The sequence below is a fragment of the Streptococcus sp. IMAU 99161 genome (assembly GCF_014435245.1).
Taxonomy (GTDB): Bacteria; Bacillota; Bacilli; order Lactobacillales; family Streptococcaceae; genus Streptococcus; species Streptococcus lactarius.
The window spans coordinates 42428-58569 of the sequence record NZ_JAAPAW010000006.1; the positions used below are offsets into that span (position 1 = coordinate 42428).

The window sequence follows — 16142 nt, forward strand, 5'->3', positions numbered from 1 at the left end:
ATCTAGTGAATGCGTTAGGGAAGGTCCCATAGGACTTCCCGTAGAGCTACAAAAGTTCCACTTTTAGTAGCTCTTACGCATTCCACTGTCTCTTAATTTCATGGTAAGCGTCCCATGGATTTTCTGCTTGGATGATGGGACGTCCAACAACAATATAGTCAGATCCAATTTTATGGGCTTCTTGTGGCGTCATAACCCGTTTTTGGTCGCCGATTTCAGCTCCTGCAGGACGAATCCCTGGGGTGACACAAACAAAATCTGCTGAAGTAGCATCCTTAATCAAAGCGACTTCATGCGCTGAGCAGACAACGCCGTCCAAGCCTGCTTCCTGTGCCTTTCGGGCATAATTTACTACTGATTCTTGGACCGTTGTTTGGATGTTTTGGCAATCGCGCATGTCTTCTTCACTAGTAGAAGTCAACTGAGTCACGGCTACCAACTTAGCTCCTTCACCAAGAGCTGCTTTGGCTTCGCGCATCATCTCTACACCACCAGCTGCGTGAACCGTCACCATATCCACTCCGAAGGTCCCCAGTACGGACATGGCTGATTTGACTGTATTAGGGATATCATGCAATTTTAAATCAAGGAAAATACTGTGTCCAAGCCCTTTGAGGTAATGTACAATTTCAGGACCAACTGCATAGAAAAATTCCATTCCGATTTTTACAAATAATTTTTCGTCTTCTGGAAAATGCTCTAAAAAGTTTTTGACATCCTCGAAAGCTGGGAAGTCAAGGGCAATAATAGGACGTTCTTCACGCATGGATTACTCCTTTTTTGATTGATCATTTTATCTACAAAAAAACCTTGCCCGAGGCAAGGTTACACGAAAATTAGGTAGGAAAAACTACCATGATTCACCGTCTAGACCTTAGAAGCCTCTCTGGACTGCTTTAAAGGTTTTTATTTATTGTAGTACGATATTTGGGAAAAGTCAAGGATTTACAGTAGATTTTCCCGCACATGTTTTCGAAAATTCTCAAGCGTGTCAATGCCATATCGATCCATGACCTGTGGCAGATCTTCGATAATGGTTGGACAAGCATAAGGATCGGTGAAATTAGCGGTTCCAACTCCAATTGCAGAGGCCCCTGCTATCATCATCTCAATCGCTGCTTCGGCTGAATCCACACCTCCCATTCCGATAATCGGCAGTTTGGTAGATTGGGCAACCTGGCGGATGAGTTTCAAAGCAACTGGGAAGACAGCTGGTCCTGACATCCCTCCTGTACCATTGGCAATGATGGGCTTACCAGACTTGAGGTCAAAGCGCATCCCGACCAAAGTATTGATCATGGTCAAGCCAGTCGCTCCCGCATCCTCTGCTGCTTTTGCGACCTGAGTGATGTCTGCCACACTTGGCGTTAATTTGACATAGACAGGAACGGAGGATGCTTCTACCGCAGCTTTTACCGCATTATAGGCCAATTCTGGAACCTGCCCGATTAAGAGACCATTGTTGCCATGATCCACATTGGGACAGGAGATATTGAGCTCAATCGCTTTGACATTTGGTGCTTGCGAGATCTTCCGAGATACCGTCGCATACTCTTCGTTGGAGAAGCCAGCTACGTTGGCGATAATCGGTAGCTCTGGATAATGCTGGGCCAACCAAGGGAGTTTCTCTGACAGGACCACGTCTACGCCTGGATTTTGGAGTCCAATGGCATTGAGCATGCCTGAAGGCGTCTCGGCGACACGGGGCGTCCGATTACCAAAACGAGCCTGAGCGGTTGTTGCCTTGATCATAATGGATCCAAGGAGATCCAAATCATAATATTTGGCGTATTCCTGACCAAAGCCAAAACAGCCAGATGCCGGAATAATCGGGTTTTTCAAGTCTAAACCGGGTAAGGATACGGCTAGTCGATTTGCTGTCATACGGTCCTCCTACATCACAATCGTACCGGTTTCAAAGACCGGTCCGTCTTCACACACGCGCTTATTGGCTGCTTGGCTTGCATTTTCCAGATGCACCACGCAGGCATAGCAAGCCCCCATCCCACAAGCCATGCGGGACTCCATAGAAATGTAGGCGCGGGGATGGTCATGGAATTTTGCATTGACATATTTGAGCATGCCAGGAGCTCCACAAGAATAGATAGCATCAAACTCCTGGTCCATCTGGTCAACGATGGTGGAGACATATCCCTTTGTGCCATAAGATCCATCGTCAGTTGTAATAGTGACTTGCCCATACTGCTTCAATTCTTCCTCAAGGATAACTGCTTCTTTATTGGCAAATCCCAGGACAGAATGGACTTCTACTCCTTGCTCATGTAGTTGTTTAGCCACTTGGACCAAGGGAGGCACTCCAATCCCGCCACCGATGATCAAAGCACGCGCCCCTTGACCAAGATCTTTTAGATCAAAGCCATTTCCTTGAGGCCCCATGACGCTGAGTTTGCTGCCGACTGGCAAGTGAGAAAAGATAGCTGTCCCCCCACCTTCGATACGGTAGATCAAGCGACAAGTCTGTGTCTTACGGTCGATCTCACAAATTGAAATCGGGCGACGGAGGAGCTTGGAGTCATCCGGTACACGAATATGGAGAAACTGCCCCGGCAACATCTGCTCCACCATTTCCCCTTTTAAGATCATGGAATAGATGCGAGGAGCAATCTCTTCTTGAGCAACCAGCTCCATCTCCTCCATCATGATGTTGCCAAAGCGTTTTTTACAACTTTCACTGACCATTGATTTCCTCTTCTTTCTTTCAGCAAAAAAGACCTCGCAAAGGCAAGGTCCTACAATTAACCAGCTAGACTCGGTCCGCTGATCTTTTTTCTGTCTTTCCTTGCAGGCCTCTCTGGACCTCTTAAAGGTTAAATTTTTCTCATTATATCGTGCTCCTTCTCGCTTGTCAAGTAGAAATCGGTGATTTAAGAAGCTTTCTTGGGATCAAAATCGTCTGGGATCGGTTGGATGTATTGCATGGCAATTCGATTCTCAGGCTTACGGTCGACGAGATAAAGAACCAGTAAAAAAATCCATTCCAAGGGTTTCATTAGGTAGTAGATCAAATCCATGGCCCATTTCTTCTTGATATGTTTGGCAAAAGGATAGCCGTAGCGGTCATAATTGCGTCGCAAGAAGCGATGGAAACGTGGCGTCTTTTCTTCCAGTACTTGCTCAAAAGCATTGGCGATACAGAGCTGGCGATTGACCACAACAGGATGACCATGACGGATCCCCATCCGCTGGGGCTTGACCACTTTTTCATGACCACCAGCCGCAACCGTACAGAGATAGTGCTCATCAATGATGAGATTCTGAGGTGGAATCTTACCGGAAAAAGTCCAATCAGCTGTATTGGTCCAGGCCTTGATCACGGAATCTGGCTGTTGGCCAAAGAGCATGAGAATGAGGACGACGAGAGCAAGCGTCGGAAGGGCAAGTAAAGCCGCTATCCATGGCCAATTACGCGACTTGTTTAACAGCTTCTGGCATCGTTGAACTAGACGATTTTCGTACCTTATCTTCGATCGATTCTCTTGCCACTCTCTGATTCGAATGTCTAAAAGATTCAAGGAATAAAAGACCAAAAACAGGGTATGGAGACTGACCAGTTGCAATTGAAAGTCAAAAGCGGCTAGGAGAACCAGCCCTCCTAGAATCCCACTGATACAAAAGACATTGAGAAGAGGGGATAGGGAATTGGCATCCCGGTAGGAATAGATGATCAAGGCTAGCAAGGCGAGGGCAGCAAAGGTGAAGAAGGTTGGATAGGCGCCAGACCAGATCAAGGCGTGCTTCTGCGAATTAATCAGGCGCTCACTCCAGTCATGGAAGGTCATGTCTTTGACGATGAAAATGATCACTGCTTCAAAGAAAGAGCCAAAGAGTCCCAACCAAAGAAGTGCTGTATAGTTTTGATTTTTCTTTTTAGCGGGGGCTAACGATTCCTCATTTGGATCCTCTTTCCTTACGTCTACCTTAGTATCTAAGAGGTCATTGCCACTATCCTGATCCTCTGTCTGCCCTCCATCTAGAGCTTCTACTGACTCTTCTCTATTTTCAAACAGCTCCAGGTCTTTTTTTGCTTCTTCCTCAGCCTCCTTTAGTCGGAGATGAGACCAACGACGAATCGCGTACATTAAGACGAAAATATTAGGAACAAGAATCGCCGTGATAAAAGCATACGGAAGCAATTGGACACTATAGGCAAATAAGGCCAGAATCGATTGGAAAAAGCCCATTTCAGGAAAGAGAAACAGAATATTTGGCAGTACAAAAAAGAGGTAAAGGCCACATAAGATCAAAACATTGGTCATAAAATTCAGTACCAACAAGGCAAATGTAAATTGTGTTTCCAATTCTTTATCCCATTTTCGATACCAGGATGCTAATTTCTTCATAACTGATTCTCCATTGTTTTTTTCCATTTTAGCAGGCTTCTTTCACCTTAGGCAACTCTTAGCCCTATCTTCTAGCCAAAATCGGTCTCTAGATGGAGATCTTTGGACTAACCCTCATTTTTCTAAACCTATGATTCAGCTGATCTGATATTTCCTTCCTGATCCCTTGAGCAATTCTCTCTAACAATCCTTGGAGTGACCACATTATTCGGGAAAAACGTGTCTTTTTATGTTAAAATAAAAGCATGAGAATACAACAATTACAATACATTATCAAAATCGTCGAAACTGGCTCTATGAATGAAGCCGCAAAACAACTCTTTATCACGCAACCCAGTCTTTCAAATGCCGTCAAGGACTTGGAAAGTGAGATGGGAATTGAAATCTTTATCCGAAATCCTAAAGGGATCACTCTGACCCGTGATGGGATGGAGTTTCTCTCTTATGCCCGCCAGGTTGTCGAGCAGATCGACCTCTTGTCCGAACGCTATAAAAATCCTGTAGGCTCCCGCGAACTCTTCAGTGTCTCTTCCCAGCACTACGCCTTCGTCGTCGAGGCCTTCGTTTCTCTCCTCAAGAAAAGCGATATGGAAAAATACGAGCTCTTCCTACGGGAGACGCGGACTTGGGAGATCATTGATGACGTCAAGAATTTCCGAAGCGAGGTTGGTGTCCTCTTTTTGAATAGCTACAACCGGGATGTGCTCTCTAAAATGCTGGATGATAATCACTTGATTGCTACCCACCTCTTTACAGCGCAGCCACATATCTTTGTCAGCAAGACCAATCCCCTTGCCAAGAAGGACATCGTCCACCTGTCTGATCTGGAAGATTTTCCTTATCTCAGCTATGACCAAGGGACCCACAACTCCTTCTACTTCTCAGAAGAAATCCTCTCCCAAGAACACCATAAAAAATCCATCGTCGTGAGCGACCGGGCTACCCTCTTTAATCTCTTGATTGGACTGGATGGCTACACCATTGCGACTGGGATTCTCAATAGCAATCTCAATGGAGATAACATCGTCTCTATTCCTCTTGATATCGAAGACCCGATCGAGCTGGTCTACATCAAACATGAGAAAACAGCTCTCTCAAAAATGGGAGAAAAATTCATCGAGTACTTGCTTGAGGAAGTGAAGTTTGATAAGTAAAAAAATATCTGAGTGCTCAGGTTCACTCAGATATTTTTATTGTCTTAAATTAGAAAATACTTCCCCAATTTTCCCTTCAATAACCAAATCAGCTTGTTTGTCCTGAGGGATACTGGTCTTATTGATGACAACCAGCTTCTTCCCTTGGAAATACTGGATCAAGCTGGCTGCTGGGTAGACCACAAGGGAGGTCCCACCGATAATGAGAAGATCGGTTGCCTGTATGGCTTGGGCCGCTTGGCTAAAGACCTCCATATCGAGAGGCTCCTCGTAAAGAGTCACATCTGGTTTGACCACCTTACCACAGTCCAAACAGTGTGGAACCGGGCCTTCCAAAGCTAGAAATGCCTCTAAATCATAGAAACGATGGCAACCCGTACAGTAATTACGATCGGCACTACCATGGAGCTTCAAGACCTTTTTAGAGCCGGCCATTTCATGGAGACTATCGATATTTTGTGTCACAACTGCCTTGAGCTTACCAGCTTCTTCAAGATGAGCCAGATACCGATGGGCTGCATTGGGCTTGGCATCGGGATAGAGCAGGTATTTCTTATAGAAGTCGAAAAAGTCCTCTGGGTAGCGCTCGAACATGGTATGAGAAACCAATTGCTCGGCTGTCAAATGACGCCCTACCTGAACGCTATAGACTCCGTCTGAGCTCCGAAAGTCCGGAATATTCGACTCCGTAGAGACGCCGGCACCCCCGAAAAAGACGATGCTTTGACTCTGATCAATCATCTCTTGTAGTTGAGCAATCTTATCCATCTACTTCTCCTTTAGTAGCTCTTCCATCACAGCATTGGCCTGATCAAAATAAAAGTGAGCTTGATCATAATGGATGCCTGTGTAGCTTGCAAGGTCAATCAAATTCTTCAAAAAATCCTGAGAAGAGAAACCGGTTGAACGATGAAGCTCTTCCTCATCAAAGGGTTTGATCAAGTGGGCCAAGGGATTGCGAACGGATCTTTCTAGCTCCCGTAATTGCTGAGACACAACTTTGACGCGATCTGGCAAGTCCAACTGGACGATCAATTCTGTCAAACTGGATGAATTGACCACACTTTCACTATGAAATTCTTGTAAGATAGGATTGTCAGACGCATGCAAGTCCTCAAACTTCCAACGGTCATAACTGGATTCTTTGGAGTTATGGATATAGTTGGTAATATCAGGGATTTTCAACTGAATCAACCGCATAAAAATCCGATAGATGGCTGGGCTAACAGCACGAACAAAGTCGATAATCTGTTCATTTCTCAACTTCGCCTCTAAGTCATAAAGGTAATTGGCCAACTGTTCATCTTCTGGATTTTCATGCCAAAAAAGCGGAAAACCAGTCGCTTCTAAGACTTCTGTTTTCAACTGTTGATTCATGACAGGTTGGATATTGAGCTCACGACGTTCTACCATCACCTGCAATAAACTCACCAGCAAATCCGGCACATTCCCTTTTTGCTGAAGGGAGCGAAGGGCACGGCTATAGTGATAATGATGAAGATCGTAGAGCCATTCATCATGAAGGAATTCTGCCATTAGTCTGCAATCAAGGTTTCTAGACCAACCTTCATCATATCTGTAAAGGTTGTTTGGCGTTCTTCAGCTGTAGTGTCCTCTTCAGGGTTGACCAAGCTGTCTGAAATCGTCATGATAGCAAGGGCATCCACATGGTGTTGGGCAGCAAGATAGTAAAGAGCCGCTGCTTCCATTTCTACAGCTTTCACACCCCATTTACCAAGCTCGATGTTCTTTTCACCATAGTTTGAATAGAAAACGTCTGATGACAAGACATTTCCGACGTGAGTAGTCATACCAAGGTCTTTGGCAATGTGGTAAGCCTTGTCTAAAAGATCAAAGCTAGCGATTTGTGGAAAATCGTATTGAGGCCAGTCGTTACGGATGATGTTTGAGTTGGTTGCAGCAGCTTGTGCCAAGACCAATTCACGGACGTGAACATCCTCATTCAAAGAACCAGCTGTTCCGACACGGATCAATTTCTTCACGCCATAGTCGACAATCAACTCACGCGCATAAATAGAGATCGATGGCATCCCCATTCCAGTACCCATAACAGAAACACGATGACCCTTGTAGGTACCAGTGTAACCAAACATATTCCGAACTTCGTTGAAGCATACAGCATCTTCAAGGAAATTCTCAGCGATAAATTTCGCACGAAGAGGGTCCCCAGGAAGAAGAATTTTATCAGCAATTTCACCCTGCTTAGCAGCAATATGGATAGACATAATATAAGATACCAAGGGCGTAAAAGAGGCAAAGTAAAAATAGGAAATCCGACAAAGATGCCTCGCATCTAGGAGGGTTTATCTTTTTTACACAGCCTCTAGCCCGGGTTCAGTTTCAAACCCGAACTACCCTTCCTTTCATTTTTTATAAACAAGACAGGCGACAGAGAACAAAGTAAAAATAGGAAACTGACGACGCATCGCAGATACTAGACAGTTTATCTTTTTTACACAGTTCTCCGCCCGTATTCAGTTCAGCGAATACGGTAAACCCATCCTTTCTTGTTTTATTGAGTAATTAGAAAAGCTTTCCGCTCGTGTTCAAATTAGAACACAGGCTCTACCTTTCTATAAGATACCAAGCCCGTAAAAAGCAAAGTGAAAATAGGGGATTGTCGCAGCAAGTACTGGACTTGCAAGACAATCGATCTTTTTCACACAGCTTTTAGGGCGGGTTCAATTAAATATCGTTTTGAAAGTCATGGATAGCCCGGGTTCAATTCAAACCCGAACTGCCCTCCCTTTCTTGTTTTTAGTTTGTTAATGAATCCAAAAATGCATAGAGTTTGGCATTCATTTCTTGGTAATCGTAAGCACGAATAGCTTCAGGTTTTTCGACAAATGGCAATTGTTGACTTTGTCCTTCCAAGACATCTTCACCGTCTGCAGCAATCAAGAGATTGACTGCATTTGGATCAAATTCCAAGTGGGCTTGGAAAGCATAGTGTTTAGGACTGAAACGCACAATCTGACGTGGACAACCTTGACTGGTCGCAAGGACGACAGCATCATTCGTCAATCCCGGCATATCACCATGCCAGTGTCCTGAATCAAAGCTGGAACCAAACAAGCCGACATGCGGATCTGCCAATCCTTCAGGAGTTAAATCCACCGGATAAACCCCAATCTCCCGCTCTGGGCTATGCTCATACTCTGCGCCATAAGCAACAGACATGAGCTGAGCACCCAGACAGACCCCAACGATGTAGCGATCCGCCTTCATGGCTTTTTGAATCAGTTCAATCTCAGCATGTGGATCATAGTAAGGGAAGGCTTCCCGATCCTCATCTGGCGATTGCGGTCCTCCCATGACAATCAAAAAATCAATCTCATCCACTGTCTCAGGTAGCGCTTCTCGCTCATAGACCTTAGTCATGGTCACCTGATGACCACGCTCCTGTGCCCACTTGAGATAAGCACCAGGAACTTCAAAAGTTTCGTGCAAGACAAAATGTACTCTCATCGTTTATTCTCCCATCTATTTTGAATCATATAAGACACACCAGCAGCTAGTGCCAGCGGTAGAAGCAAGGCCCAGCTCTGGCCTGTAAAACCAAGGCTTAGGGCAATGCCTGTCAATGGAGCCTGTAAGGTCGTTCCTAAAAAGACGGTCGCTCCAAGCAACATTCCTAAAGCAGGATCCATTTGAATGCCAACGACTGTCAAGAGCAAAGTCGCTAAGTAGCCAGATCCAATCCCTAAGGCAAATGACGGTGTCAAGGTCCCTCCGTAAGCCCCATTTCGCAAGAGAAGGTAGACTAGGAACCCCTTCACGGCCAAGGTCAAGACAAGATTAGAAAATGGCTGGCCTGATAAGAGGGCTTGGGCTAGAACCTGTCCATTTCCCATAAAAATCGGATAAAAGGCCACAATGGCTGCTAGCAACATAAAGGCTACAGGCAGAGACCAAAGAATGGTCCCATCCTTCCGCCGTTTGCGACTAGCCCGATTGGCTAGAGCACGAAAGGCAATTGCCAAGGGAGTAACCAATAGGGTCACTATGACAGCCTGGAAGAAACTACTGGCTGACCAATGAACTAGCGACATATGATAAATAGCACCATGTCCAACGATTGGCTGGGCCACCCAAGTCGCCAAATAAGTACTGGACAAGACCAGTACAAAATTTTTCCAGTGATAGGCCAAACCTAAGGTCTCAAAAACAAACAAGCTACTAGCAAAGGGAACTTGATAGACTGCCGCCAACCCAGCTCCTGCCCCACAGGCAATCAAAACTCGTCGTTCTTTGATTGCTAAGGAGAAGGCTTTGCCCAACCAACCAGCTAGAAGAGCCCCAACCTCACGTGGGGCTCCTTCTTTTCCGACCGAAGCGCCGGCCCCGACAATCGCAACCTGCATACTTGCGTGAAGGAGGTGGGCTAATGGTGCCGGATCTCTCTCTCCAACCAGGTCGATTTGCCTACGAATGGAGAGAATGTTATAGCGCCGTTGCAGAATATACCAGAAACCTGCTGCCAAGACCCCTGTCACACCTAGGACAAGAAACCGACGAAGCGCTCCCGCTTCTTGAAATTGCTGGAGCAAATCAGACCGTTCTTGGCCAAAGGCCAGTCCTTGCACACCTTCTAGTAGATAATGACAAGCCATTCCGACCAGACCCGTCCCTATTCCCAAAGCGAAAGTCGCTAACAGCAGGCGCCATCCGTAAGGCAGGCTTTGGAGTCGTGTTCTCATGGTCTTACAATTCAGCAAGAATTGCTTTTAGCAAGCCTTTGAAGTCGCCTTTGACGCGTTCTGTCACTTCTACCACTTCTTCGTGGTTGAGCTCTTCTTGGAAACCAGCCGCAAAGTTGGTAATACATGAAATACCCAGAACTTTCAAGCCTGAATGCGCTGCGACAATAACTTCAGGAACAGTTGACATACCAACCGCATCTGCACCCAATGTCTTAAAGGCACGAATTTCAGCAGGTGTTTCATAGGTAGGACCAGTCGCTCCAAGGTAAACACCGTCTTCCAACTTGATACCAAGTTTATCTGCTACTTTGTGAGCAATCGCACGGTATTCAGGTGTGTAGGCTTTCGACATATCAGGGAAACGTGGACCAAAATCATCCAAGTTTTCACCGATCAATGGATTTTGACCAGTCATGTTGATGTGGTCAGTAATAGCCATCAAAGTACCAGGACCGAAGCCGATACCACCTGCAGCATTGGTTACGAGAACCCCTTCACATCCCAAAACTTTCATGACGCGTACTGGGAAAGTCACTACTTCTAGTGGATTTCCTTCGTAGAAGTGGAAACGGCCTTGAAGGGCCAATACTTTACGTCCAGCAAGATCTCCATAAACCAATTTACCAGCATGGCCGACAACTGTTGAACGACCCCAGTTTGGGATTTCAGCATAGTCTACTACGACTGCATTTTCGATTTCTTCAGCTAATTCACCAAGACCTGATCCAAGGATCAAACCAAATTCAGGTGCTTCGATTCCTTTACCCTTCAAAAATGCTGCTGTTTCATTGATTTTTGCTAATAACGTCATTGCGTATCTCCTTTATGATTTCCTTAAAAATTGGCCAATTTTGTCAAATGTATTGGCATTGCGAATGGTCAAAAGACGGTAAACCGGCATCTTGAAGACTTGTCTGTGGTAAGCGGTCTTTGTATAGGTCTCTTCTGAGTACTTGCCCCAGTAGATCCCTAGATTGCCACGATGGATGATTTCATCACCGAGCGAAAAAGAGGAGACCAGCTCCCAGACAGCTTCCTGATCGAGTCCTTCTGTGTAAAAGAGAACATCCTTGCGTGCCAGATCCTCCTGCCACCATACTGGTAGAGCAGCGATATCTTGCTCATAGTCCTCAGCTGAAAAGAGAGAAAAAGACTGGATAAAGGGATAGCGATCACGAAAGAAATGTCCCAGCAAATCTACCAATTCTTCTTTAGAAGCAGCAGATTCAAAGAAGATATTGCCACTATTAATGTAGGTCTCTACCTCATCCAGTCCGATCGTTTTAAGCTCCTCTCGAAGCTCTGCCATCACGACCTTGTTTTTCCCGCCAACATTGATTCCTCTTACGAGGAGAGCAAAGCGCATCATCTTAGACCAATTTATCTAAGAAACTTTCACCAATCATGGCAGTTTCAACGCCAAAGTTTTCTGCAATGGTTGCTGAAATATCAGAGAAATGGCCAACCGGAATCACGCCACTGCCTTTGAAGGATGGGCTATAAGCCAAGAATGGGATGTATTCACGCGTATGGTCTGTACCAGCGTAGGTTGGGTCGTTACCATGGTCAGCCGTAATCATCAAGAGGTCATCTTCACGCATGGCAGCGATAATTTCTGGCAAACGCTCATCAAACTCATGCAAGCAATCGCGGTAGCCGTGCGCATTGCGACGGTGTCCGTAAAGAGCGTCGAAGTCTACCAAGTTGGTGAATGAGAATCCCTTTTCAAACTCAGGAAGTCCCATCGTCTTAATTAAGGTATCCATACCGTGGCTATTTGATTTGTTGTGGCCCATATCGTGGTTGATACCAGCACCGTTAAAGATATCGTTGATCTTACCAACTGCATAGGTATCGATACCCGCTTCGTTCAACTTGTCCAAAACAGTTGGCGCAAATGGTGATACAGCCAAGTCCCGACGGTTGGCTGTACGTGTGAAGTTACCAGGCTCTCCAACATATGGACGCGCAATGATTCGACCGAGAAGAGCTGGACGTTCCAAAGTGATAGAACGAGCGTATTCACAGATACGGTACAACTCATCCAAAGGAATGATGTCTTCGTGAGCTGCGATTTGAAGCACAGGGTCTGCTGATGTATAGATAATCAACTCACCTGTTTCCATTTGGCGTGGTCCAAAGTCATCAATAACAGCTGTACCAGAATAAGGTTTGTTAGCTTCACGGATAACCTTACGGCCTGAAAAGTCTTCAATCTTCGTAATAATTTCTTCAGGGAAACCATTCCAGAAGGTATCAAATGGTTCGGTGATGTTAAGTCCCATGATTTCCCAGTGACCAGTCATAGTATCTTTCCCGAGGGAAACTTCTTGCAATTTTGTTGCATAACCAGTTGGATTGCTTTCAGCTGGCACGGTCTTCAAAGGCACTTCACGAGGAATGTTTCCAAGCCCAATCTTCGCCATATTTGGTACATTCAAACCAACTGTTTTTGAAATGTGTCCAAGAGTATCAGATGCTCCATCCGGAACTCCTGCATTGACAAAGTTATTGGCATCTGGTGCAGCACCGATCCCAACTGAATCCAGCACAACTAAGTGCATACGTTTAAATTTTGACATAAACTGCCTCTTTCCTTTATAAAATTTAGACTAATATCGAATCCCTATCCGTAAAAACCTCTAGGAGACTCGGCCTTCCTTTCAAAAATTATTTTTCAATAATGACAGGACCATCCGGTGTCCCTACAATCACTTTTGAAATCATGTTCAAGAATAAACCATGCTCGACAACTCCAACCGTTTGATCCAGTTCATTTGCCAGAGCTTCTGTATCCTTGATCACTTTAAGATCCAAGTCAATGATAAAATTGCCTTGGTCAGTGACAAAGCGTTGATCTTCCGCAAGACGGAAAGCAGGGTGGTAACCCTTTTGTTCAAAGTGACGGAAAAGATTTTCAGCCCCGTACTGCACAACCTCCACTGGAAGTTTGAAGGCCCCAAGAGTTTCGACTTGCTTGGATTCATCCACGATCCAAATGCAATCTTTTGAATTGGTAGCGACGATTTTTTCCATGAGGAGAGCCCCGCCACCACCTTTGATCCCGTTTAATTGAGGATCCACTTCATCGGCGCCATCCACTGTCACATCGACCACTTCGACATCGTCGATGGCCTCGAGCGGAATACCTAAACTCTCAGCCTGATCATAGGTCACACTTGACGTCGTGACAGCTGTGATCTTCAAGCCCTCTTCTTTGATGCGACGACCTAGTTCAGCTACAAAATAATAAGCAGTTGACCCTGTACCGAGACCGACAATCATGCCGTCTTTGACAAACTCAGCCGCCTTGATTCCTACCTGTTCTTTTAGGTTTACCATCATTGACCTCCTTTTTATTCTCCTCTAGTATAGCATATTTTGGAAGAGATTTCACTAGTTAAATGAAAACCTTTCCAGCTTATTGTTCAAAATGAAAACCTTGCCCGACAGCTGACTTTACGATAGAATAGAGATGAATCTACAGGAAAAGAGAAATGACATGATTACCAAAGAATTTGATACCATCGCTGCCATCTCGACACCACTCGGTGAGGGAGCGATCGGGATCGTCCGCTTAAGCGGAACCGACAGCTTTGCCATTGCACAAAAGATCTTTAAAGGCAAGAACCTCCAAGAGGTGGCTAGCCACACGCTCAACTACGGCCACATCGTGGATCCAGATAAGGATGAGATTCTCGATGAAGTCATGGTTGGCGCTATGCGCTCACCAAAAACCTTCACACGTGAAGACATCATCGAGATCAATACCCACGGCGGGATTGCGGTGACCAATGAAATTCTGCAGCTGGTCATCCGTGAAGGAGCCCGTCTTGCGGAGCCTGGTGAATTTACCAAGCGGGCCTTCCTCAACGGTCGGGTCGATTTGACCCAGGCTGAGGCTGTCATGGACATTATCCGCGCCAAGACCGATAAGGCCATGAATATTGCCGTTAAGCAACTAGATGGTTCCCTATCTGACCTCATCAATAACACGCGCCAAGAAATCCTCAATACTCTGGCTCAAGTCGAAGTCAACATCGACTATCCTGAGTACGATGATGTCGAGGAAGCGACCACTGAGATCATTCGTGAAAAGACCACTGAGTTCGAAGCCCTCTTGACCAATCTCCTCAAAACAGCCCGCCGCGGAAAGATCTTACGTGAAGGAATCTCTACTGCTATCATCGGTCGACCAAACGTCGGTAAGTCTAGTCTCCTCAACAACCTTCTTCGAGAAGAAAAAGCCATCGTAACGGATATCGAAGGAACGACTCGTGACGTCATTGAAGAATATGTCAACATCAACGGTGTCCCCCTCAAACTGGTCGATACGGCTGGGATCCGTGAGACTGAAGACATCGTCGAGCAAATCGGTGTCGAACGTTCGAAAAAAGCCCTCAAAGAAGCTGATCTGGTCCTCCTCGTCTTAAATGCTAGTGAACCCCTGACCGATCAAGATCGCCAGCTTCTTGAGATCTCAAAAGACAGCAACCGCATCATCCTCCTTAATAAGGTCGATCTCCCAGAGAAGATCGAAATCGATCAACTGCCAGAAGATCACATCAAGATCTCTGTCCTTAAAAATCAAAACATTGACCAAATCGAAGACCGCATCAACGCCCTCTTCTTCGAGAATGCCGGCCTGGTTGAGCAAGATGCGACCTATCTCTCAAATGCCCGTCACATCTCTCTTATCGAGAAAGCTGTTGAAAGCCTGCAAGCTGTCAACGAGGGCTTGGCCCTAGGTATGCCGGTTGACCTGCTTCAAGTCGACCTCACTCGCACTTGGGAAATCCTCGGAGAAATCACAGGGGATGCCGCTCCAGATGAGCTCATTACCCAACTCTTCAGCCAGTTCTGTCTCGGTAAGTAATAAAAATGCGTATGTGTTCGAACCATACGCATTTTTTTGGTTTATTTGCCCTGCTCTAGCTTCTCCAACGTTTGATAGGCTTGGTAGATCAAGAAGAGACCGACAGCATTTAGAAGCGGAATCGCAATCGGCAACTCGGTCACGATTTGTGAGAATGGGGAATTGCCCACAAAATGAAGGACAAAACCTGCGATAAAGTAGCCCCATGCTGGAACAAGGAGATCCTTGCTCCCTTTTCGAACTTGCGCTAACAAGAGAAGTCCCAGCATGACAAGGCCGGTGTAGACCCAGTGAGACATAGGCGCATTGGCCACACGACCGAGAATCCCTGACACCGTGTAGGAGAAACCTCCAGGCAGATCCTGACGAATATAAGCAAAATCCTCCACAATCTGGAATCCAAGACCAGAGGCAATGGCTAAGAGAAAGATCGACTTGATCCGACGGACACTAAACAAATAGAGAACAAAGAAGATCGGAAGCAACTTAAAGGGTTCCTCAAAGAGGGGCGCCGCAATGGCACTCTCATACTGGTTCCAAAACGTGCTATTCGGCGCTACTGCTTGGACCATGTCATGAAAATAAGTATTGGCAAAGCTAGACAGCCAACCAGCCACAAAGCCTCCACCTAAAAGCGAAAAGAGGACCGGTACCCAAGACAACTTCCACTTCTTGGCAAAATGAAACAATGCCCAGACAGCAGGAAGTGCGTAGACCAAGAGGATCAGGGTCGAAAGTCCCACAATCCCATACTGGCTACCCGACATCCAACCTTCCGTCAGCGACTGGGTCTCATAAGCCAACCCAATGGTCAGTAACAATAAATAAAGAAACAAAATCGTTTTGCGTTTCATAAAAGACCTTTCTATAAGGAAATGAAAAAGGCTGGAAGACCAGTCTTTTTTCTGTGATTCTATTGTATCAGGATCAGCTTAAAAAAACAATAAACTGAGCCTCATTTCCTACTTCTACTGAAGAACGGCTAGGATCTGCCGAATCATATCAGGATCCCCATCAGGCAATGTTA

At 45.7% G+C, this 16142-nt stretch carries 16 protein-coding genes; 2 read left to right on the forward strand and 14 right to left on the reverse strand.

Annotation, left to right across the window (positions count from 1 at the left end; translation table 11 throughout):
* Nucleotides 1–73: 73 nt before the first annotated feature.
* The 4 genes from pyrF to HA044_RS02530 all read right to left on the reverse strand — a co-directional run bounded on the left by pyrF (nt 74) and on the right by HA044_RS02530 (nt 4361).
* On the reverse strand, nt 74–766 hold the full coding sequence (gene pyrF / locus HA044_RS02515) for an orotidine-5'-phosphate decarboxylase (protein ID WP_187538984.1): 693 nt from the start codon (nt 764–766) through the stop codon (nt 74–76).
* Nucleotides 767–945: 179 nt separating this feature from the next.
* Nucleotides 946–1884: a dihydroorotate dehydrogenase gene (locus HA044_RS02520; RefSeq protein WP_187538986.1), complete on the reverse strand. Its 939-nt coding sequence runs from the start codon at nt 1882–1884 to the stop codon at nt 946–948.
* Nucleotides 1885–1893: 9 nt separating this feature from the next.
* Nucleotides 1894–2700 carry a dihydroorotate dehydrogenase electron transfer subunit gene (locus HA044_RS02525; protein ID WP_187538988.1) on the reverse strand — a complete coding sequence of 269 codons (807 nt, stop codon included), beginning with the start codon at nt 2698–2700 and terminating at the stop codon, nt 1894–1896.
* A gap of 185 nt (nt 2701–2885) precedes the next feature.
* Nucleotides 2886–4361: a DUF6688 family protein gene (locus HA044_RS02530; protein WP_187538990.1), complete on the reverse strand. Its 1476-nt coding sequence runs from the start codon at nt 4359–4361 to the stop codon at nt 2886–2888.
* 245 nt (nt 4362–4606) lie between these two features.
* On the opposite strand from HA044_RS02530, the gene HA044_RS02535 reads away from it, so the two are divergent.
* Nucleotides 4607–5515, forward strand: coding sequence for a LysR family transcriptional regulator (locus HA044_RS02535; RefSeq protein WP_187538992.1), 909 nt, complete (start codon nt 4607–4609; stop codon nt 5513–5515).
* A 36-nt stretch (nt 5516–5551) separates the two neighbouring features.
* Here HA044_RS02535 and HA044_RS02540 read toward each other — a convergent pair whose 3' ends face one another.
* The 9 genes from HA044_RS02540 to rpiA form a co-directional block, all read right to left on the reverse strand.
* Nucleotides 5552–6283, reverse strand: a complete 732-nt coding sequence (locus tag HA044_RS02540; RefSeq protein ID WP_187538994.1) for an NAD-dependent protein deacylase — start codon at nt 6281–6283, stop codon at nt 5552–5554.
* Nucleotides 6284–7051, reverse strand: coding sequence for a hypothetical protein (locus HA044_RS02545; protein WP_187538996.1), 768 nt, complete (start codon nt 7049–7051; stop codon nt 6284–6286).
* The gene (deoD, locus tag HA044_RS02550) at nt 7051–7761 is read right to left on the reverse strand and encodes a purine-nucleoside phosphorylase (RefSeq protein ID WP_187538998.1); all 711 of its coding nucleotides are present in this window, start codon (nt 7759–7761) and stop codon (nt 7051–7053) included. The genes HA044_RS02545 and deoD overlap by 1 nt, the downstream gene beginning before the upstream one ends.
* A 532-nt stretch (nt 7762–8293) precedes the next feature.
* The gene (locus tag HA044_RS02555) at nt 8294–9004 is read right to left on the reverse strand and encodes a glutamine amidotransferase-related protein (protein ID WP_187539000.1); all 711 of its coding nucleotides are present in this window, start codon (nt 9002–9004) and stop codon (nt 8294–8296) included.
* Nucleotides 9001–10236 (reverse strand): chloride channel protein, encoded by a 1236-nt coding sequence (locus HA044_RS02560; protein WP_187539002.1) that lies wholly within the window; start codon nt 10234–10236, stop codon nt 9001–9003. The genes HA044_RS02555 and HA044_RS02560 overlap by 4 nt, the downstream gene beginning before the upstream one ends.
* Nucleotides 10237–10240: 4 nt before the next feature.
* On the reverse strand, nt 10241–11050 hold the full coding sequence (locus HA044_RS02565) for a purine-nucleoside phosphorylase (protein WP_187539004.1): 810 nt from the start codon (nt 11048–11050) through the stop codon (nt 10241–10243).
* A gap of 12 nt (nt 11051–11062) precedes the next feature.
* The gene (locus HA044_RS02570) at nt 11063–11608 is read right to left on the reverse strand and encodes a DUF1697 domain-containing protein (protein ID WP_187539006.1); all 546 of its coding nucleotides are present in this window, start codon (nt 11606–11608) and stop codon (nt 11063–11065) included.
* Nucleotide 11609: 1 nt separating this feature from the next.
* On the reverse strand, nt 11610–12821 hold the full coding sequence (locus HA044_RS02575) for a phosphopentomutase (protein WP_187539008.1): 1212 nt from the start codon (nt 12819–12821) through the stop codon (nt 11610–11612).
* A gap of 88 nt (nt 12822–12909) precedes the next feature.
* Nucleotides 12910–13581 (reverse strand): ribose-5-phosphate isomerase RpiA, encoded by a 672-nt coding sequence (gene rpiA, locus HA044_RS02580; RefSeq protein ID WP_187539010.1) that lies wholly within the window; start codon nt 13579–13581, stop codon nt 12910–12912.
* A 160-nt stretch (nt 13582–13741) separates the two neighbouring features.
* On the opposite strand from rpiA, the gene mnmE reads away from it, so the two are divergent.
* Nucleotides 13742–15115, forward strand: a complete 1374-nt coding sequence (mnmE, locus tag HA044_RS02585) for a tRNA uridine-5-carboxymethylaminomethyl(34) synthesis GTPase MnmE (protein ID WP_187539012.1) — start codon at nt 13742–13744, stop codon at nt 15113–15115.
* A 41-nt stretch (nt 15116–15156) separates the two neighbouring features.
* On the opposite strand, the gene HA044_RS02590 is transcribed toward mnmE, so the two are convergent.
* Nucleotides 15157–15969, reverse strand: coding sequence for a PrsW family glutamic-type intramembrane protease (locus tag HA044_RS02590; RefSeq protein WP_187539014.1), 813 nt, complete (start codon nt 15967–15969; stop codon nt 15157–15159).
* Nucleotides 15970–16142: the final 173 nt, after the last annotated feature.

Coding starts and splice junctions, on each gene's coding strand:
- pyrF (WP_187538984.1), bottom strand. CDS start 766: ATGCGTGAAGAACGTCCTATTATTGCCCTTGACTTCCCAGCTTTCGAG.
- HA044_RS02520 (WP_187538986.1), bottom strand. CDS start 1,884: ATGACAGCAAATCGACTAGCCGTATCCTTACCCGGTTTAGACTTGAAA.
- HA044_RS02525 (WP_187538988.1), bottom strand. CDS start 2,700: ATGGTCAGTGAAAGTTGTAAAAAACGCTTTGGCAACATCATGATGGAG.
- HA044_RS02530 (WP_187538990.1), bottom strand. CDS start 4,361: ATGAAGAAATTAGCATCCTGGTATCGAAAATGGGATAAAGAATTGGAA.
- HA044_RS02535 (WP_187538992.1), top strand. CDS start 4,607: ATGAGAATACAACAATTACAATACATTATCAAAATCGTCGAAACTGGC.
- HA044_RS02540 (WP_187538994.1), bottom strand. CDS start 6,283: ATGGATAAGATTGCTCAACTACAAGAGATGATTGATCAGAGTCAAAGC.
- HA044_RS02545 (WP_187538996.1), bottom strand. CDS start 7,051: ATGGCAGAATTCCTTCATGATGAATGGCTCTACGATCTTCATCATTAT.
- deoD (WP_187538998.1), bottom strand. CDS start 7,761: ATGTCTATCCATATTGCTGCTAAGCAGGGTGAAATTGCTGATAAAATT.
- HA044_RS02555 (WP_187539000.1), bottom strand. CDS start 9,004: ATGAGAGTACATTTTGTCTTGCACGAAACTTTTGAAGTTCCTGGTGCT.
- HA044_RS02560 (WP_187539002.1), bottom strand. CDS start 10,236: ATGAGAACACGACTCCAAAGCCTGCCTTACGGATGGCGCCTGCTGTTA.
- HA044_RS02565 (WP_187539004.1), bottom strand. CDS start 11,050: ATGACGTTATTAGCAAAAATCAATGAAACAGCAGCATTTTTGAAGGGT.
- HA044_RS02570 (WP_187539006.1), bottom strand. CDS start 11,608: ATGATGCGCTTTGCTCTCCTCGTAAGAGGAATCAATGTTGGCGGGAAA.
- HA044_RS02575 (WP_187539008.1), bottom strand. CDS start 12,821: ATGTCAAAATTTAAACGTATGCACTTAGTTGTGCTGGATTCAGTTGGG.
- rpiA (WP_187539010.1), bottom strand. CDS start 13,581: ATGGTAAACCTAAAAGAACAGGTAGGAATCAAGGCGGCTGAGTTTGTC.
- mnmE (WP_187539012.1), top strand. CDS start 13,742: ATGATTACCAAAGAATTTGATACCATCGCTGCCATCTCGACACCACTC.
- HA044_RS02590 (WP_187539014.1), bottom strand. CDS start 15,969: ATGAAACGCAAAACGATTTTGTTTCTTTATTTATTGTTACTGACCATT.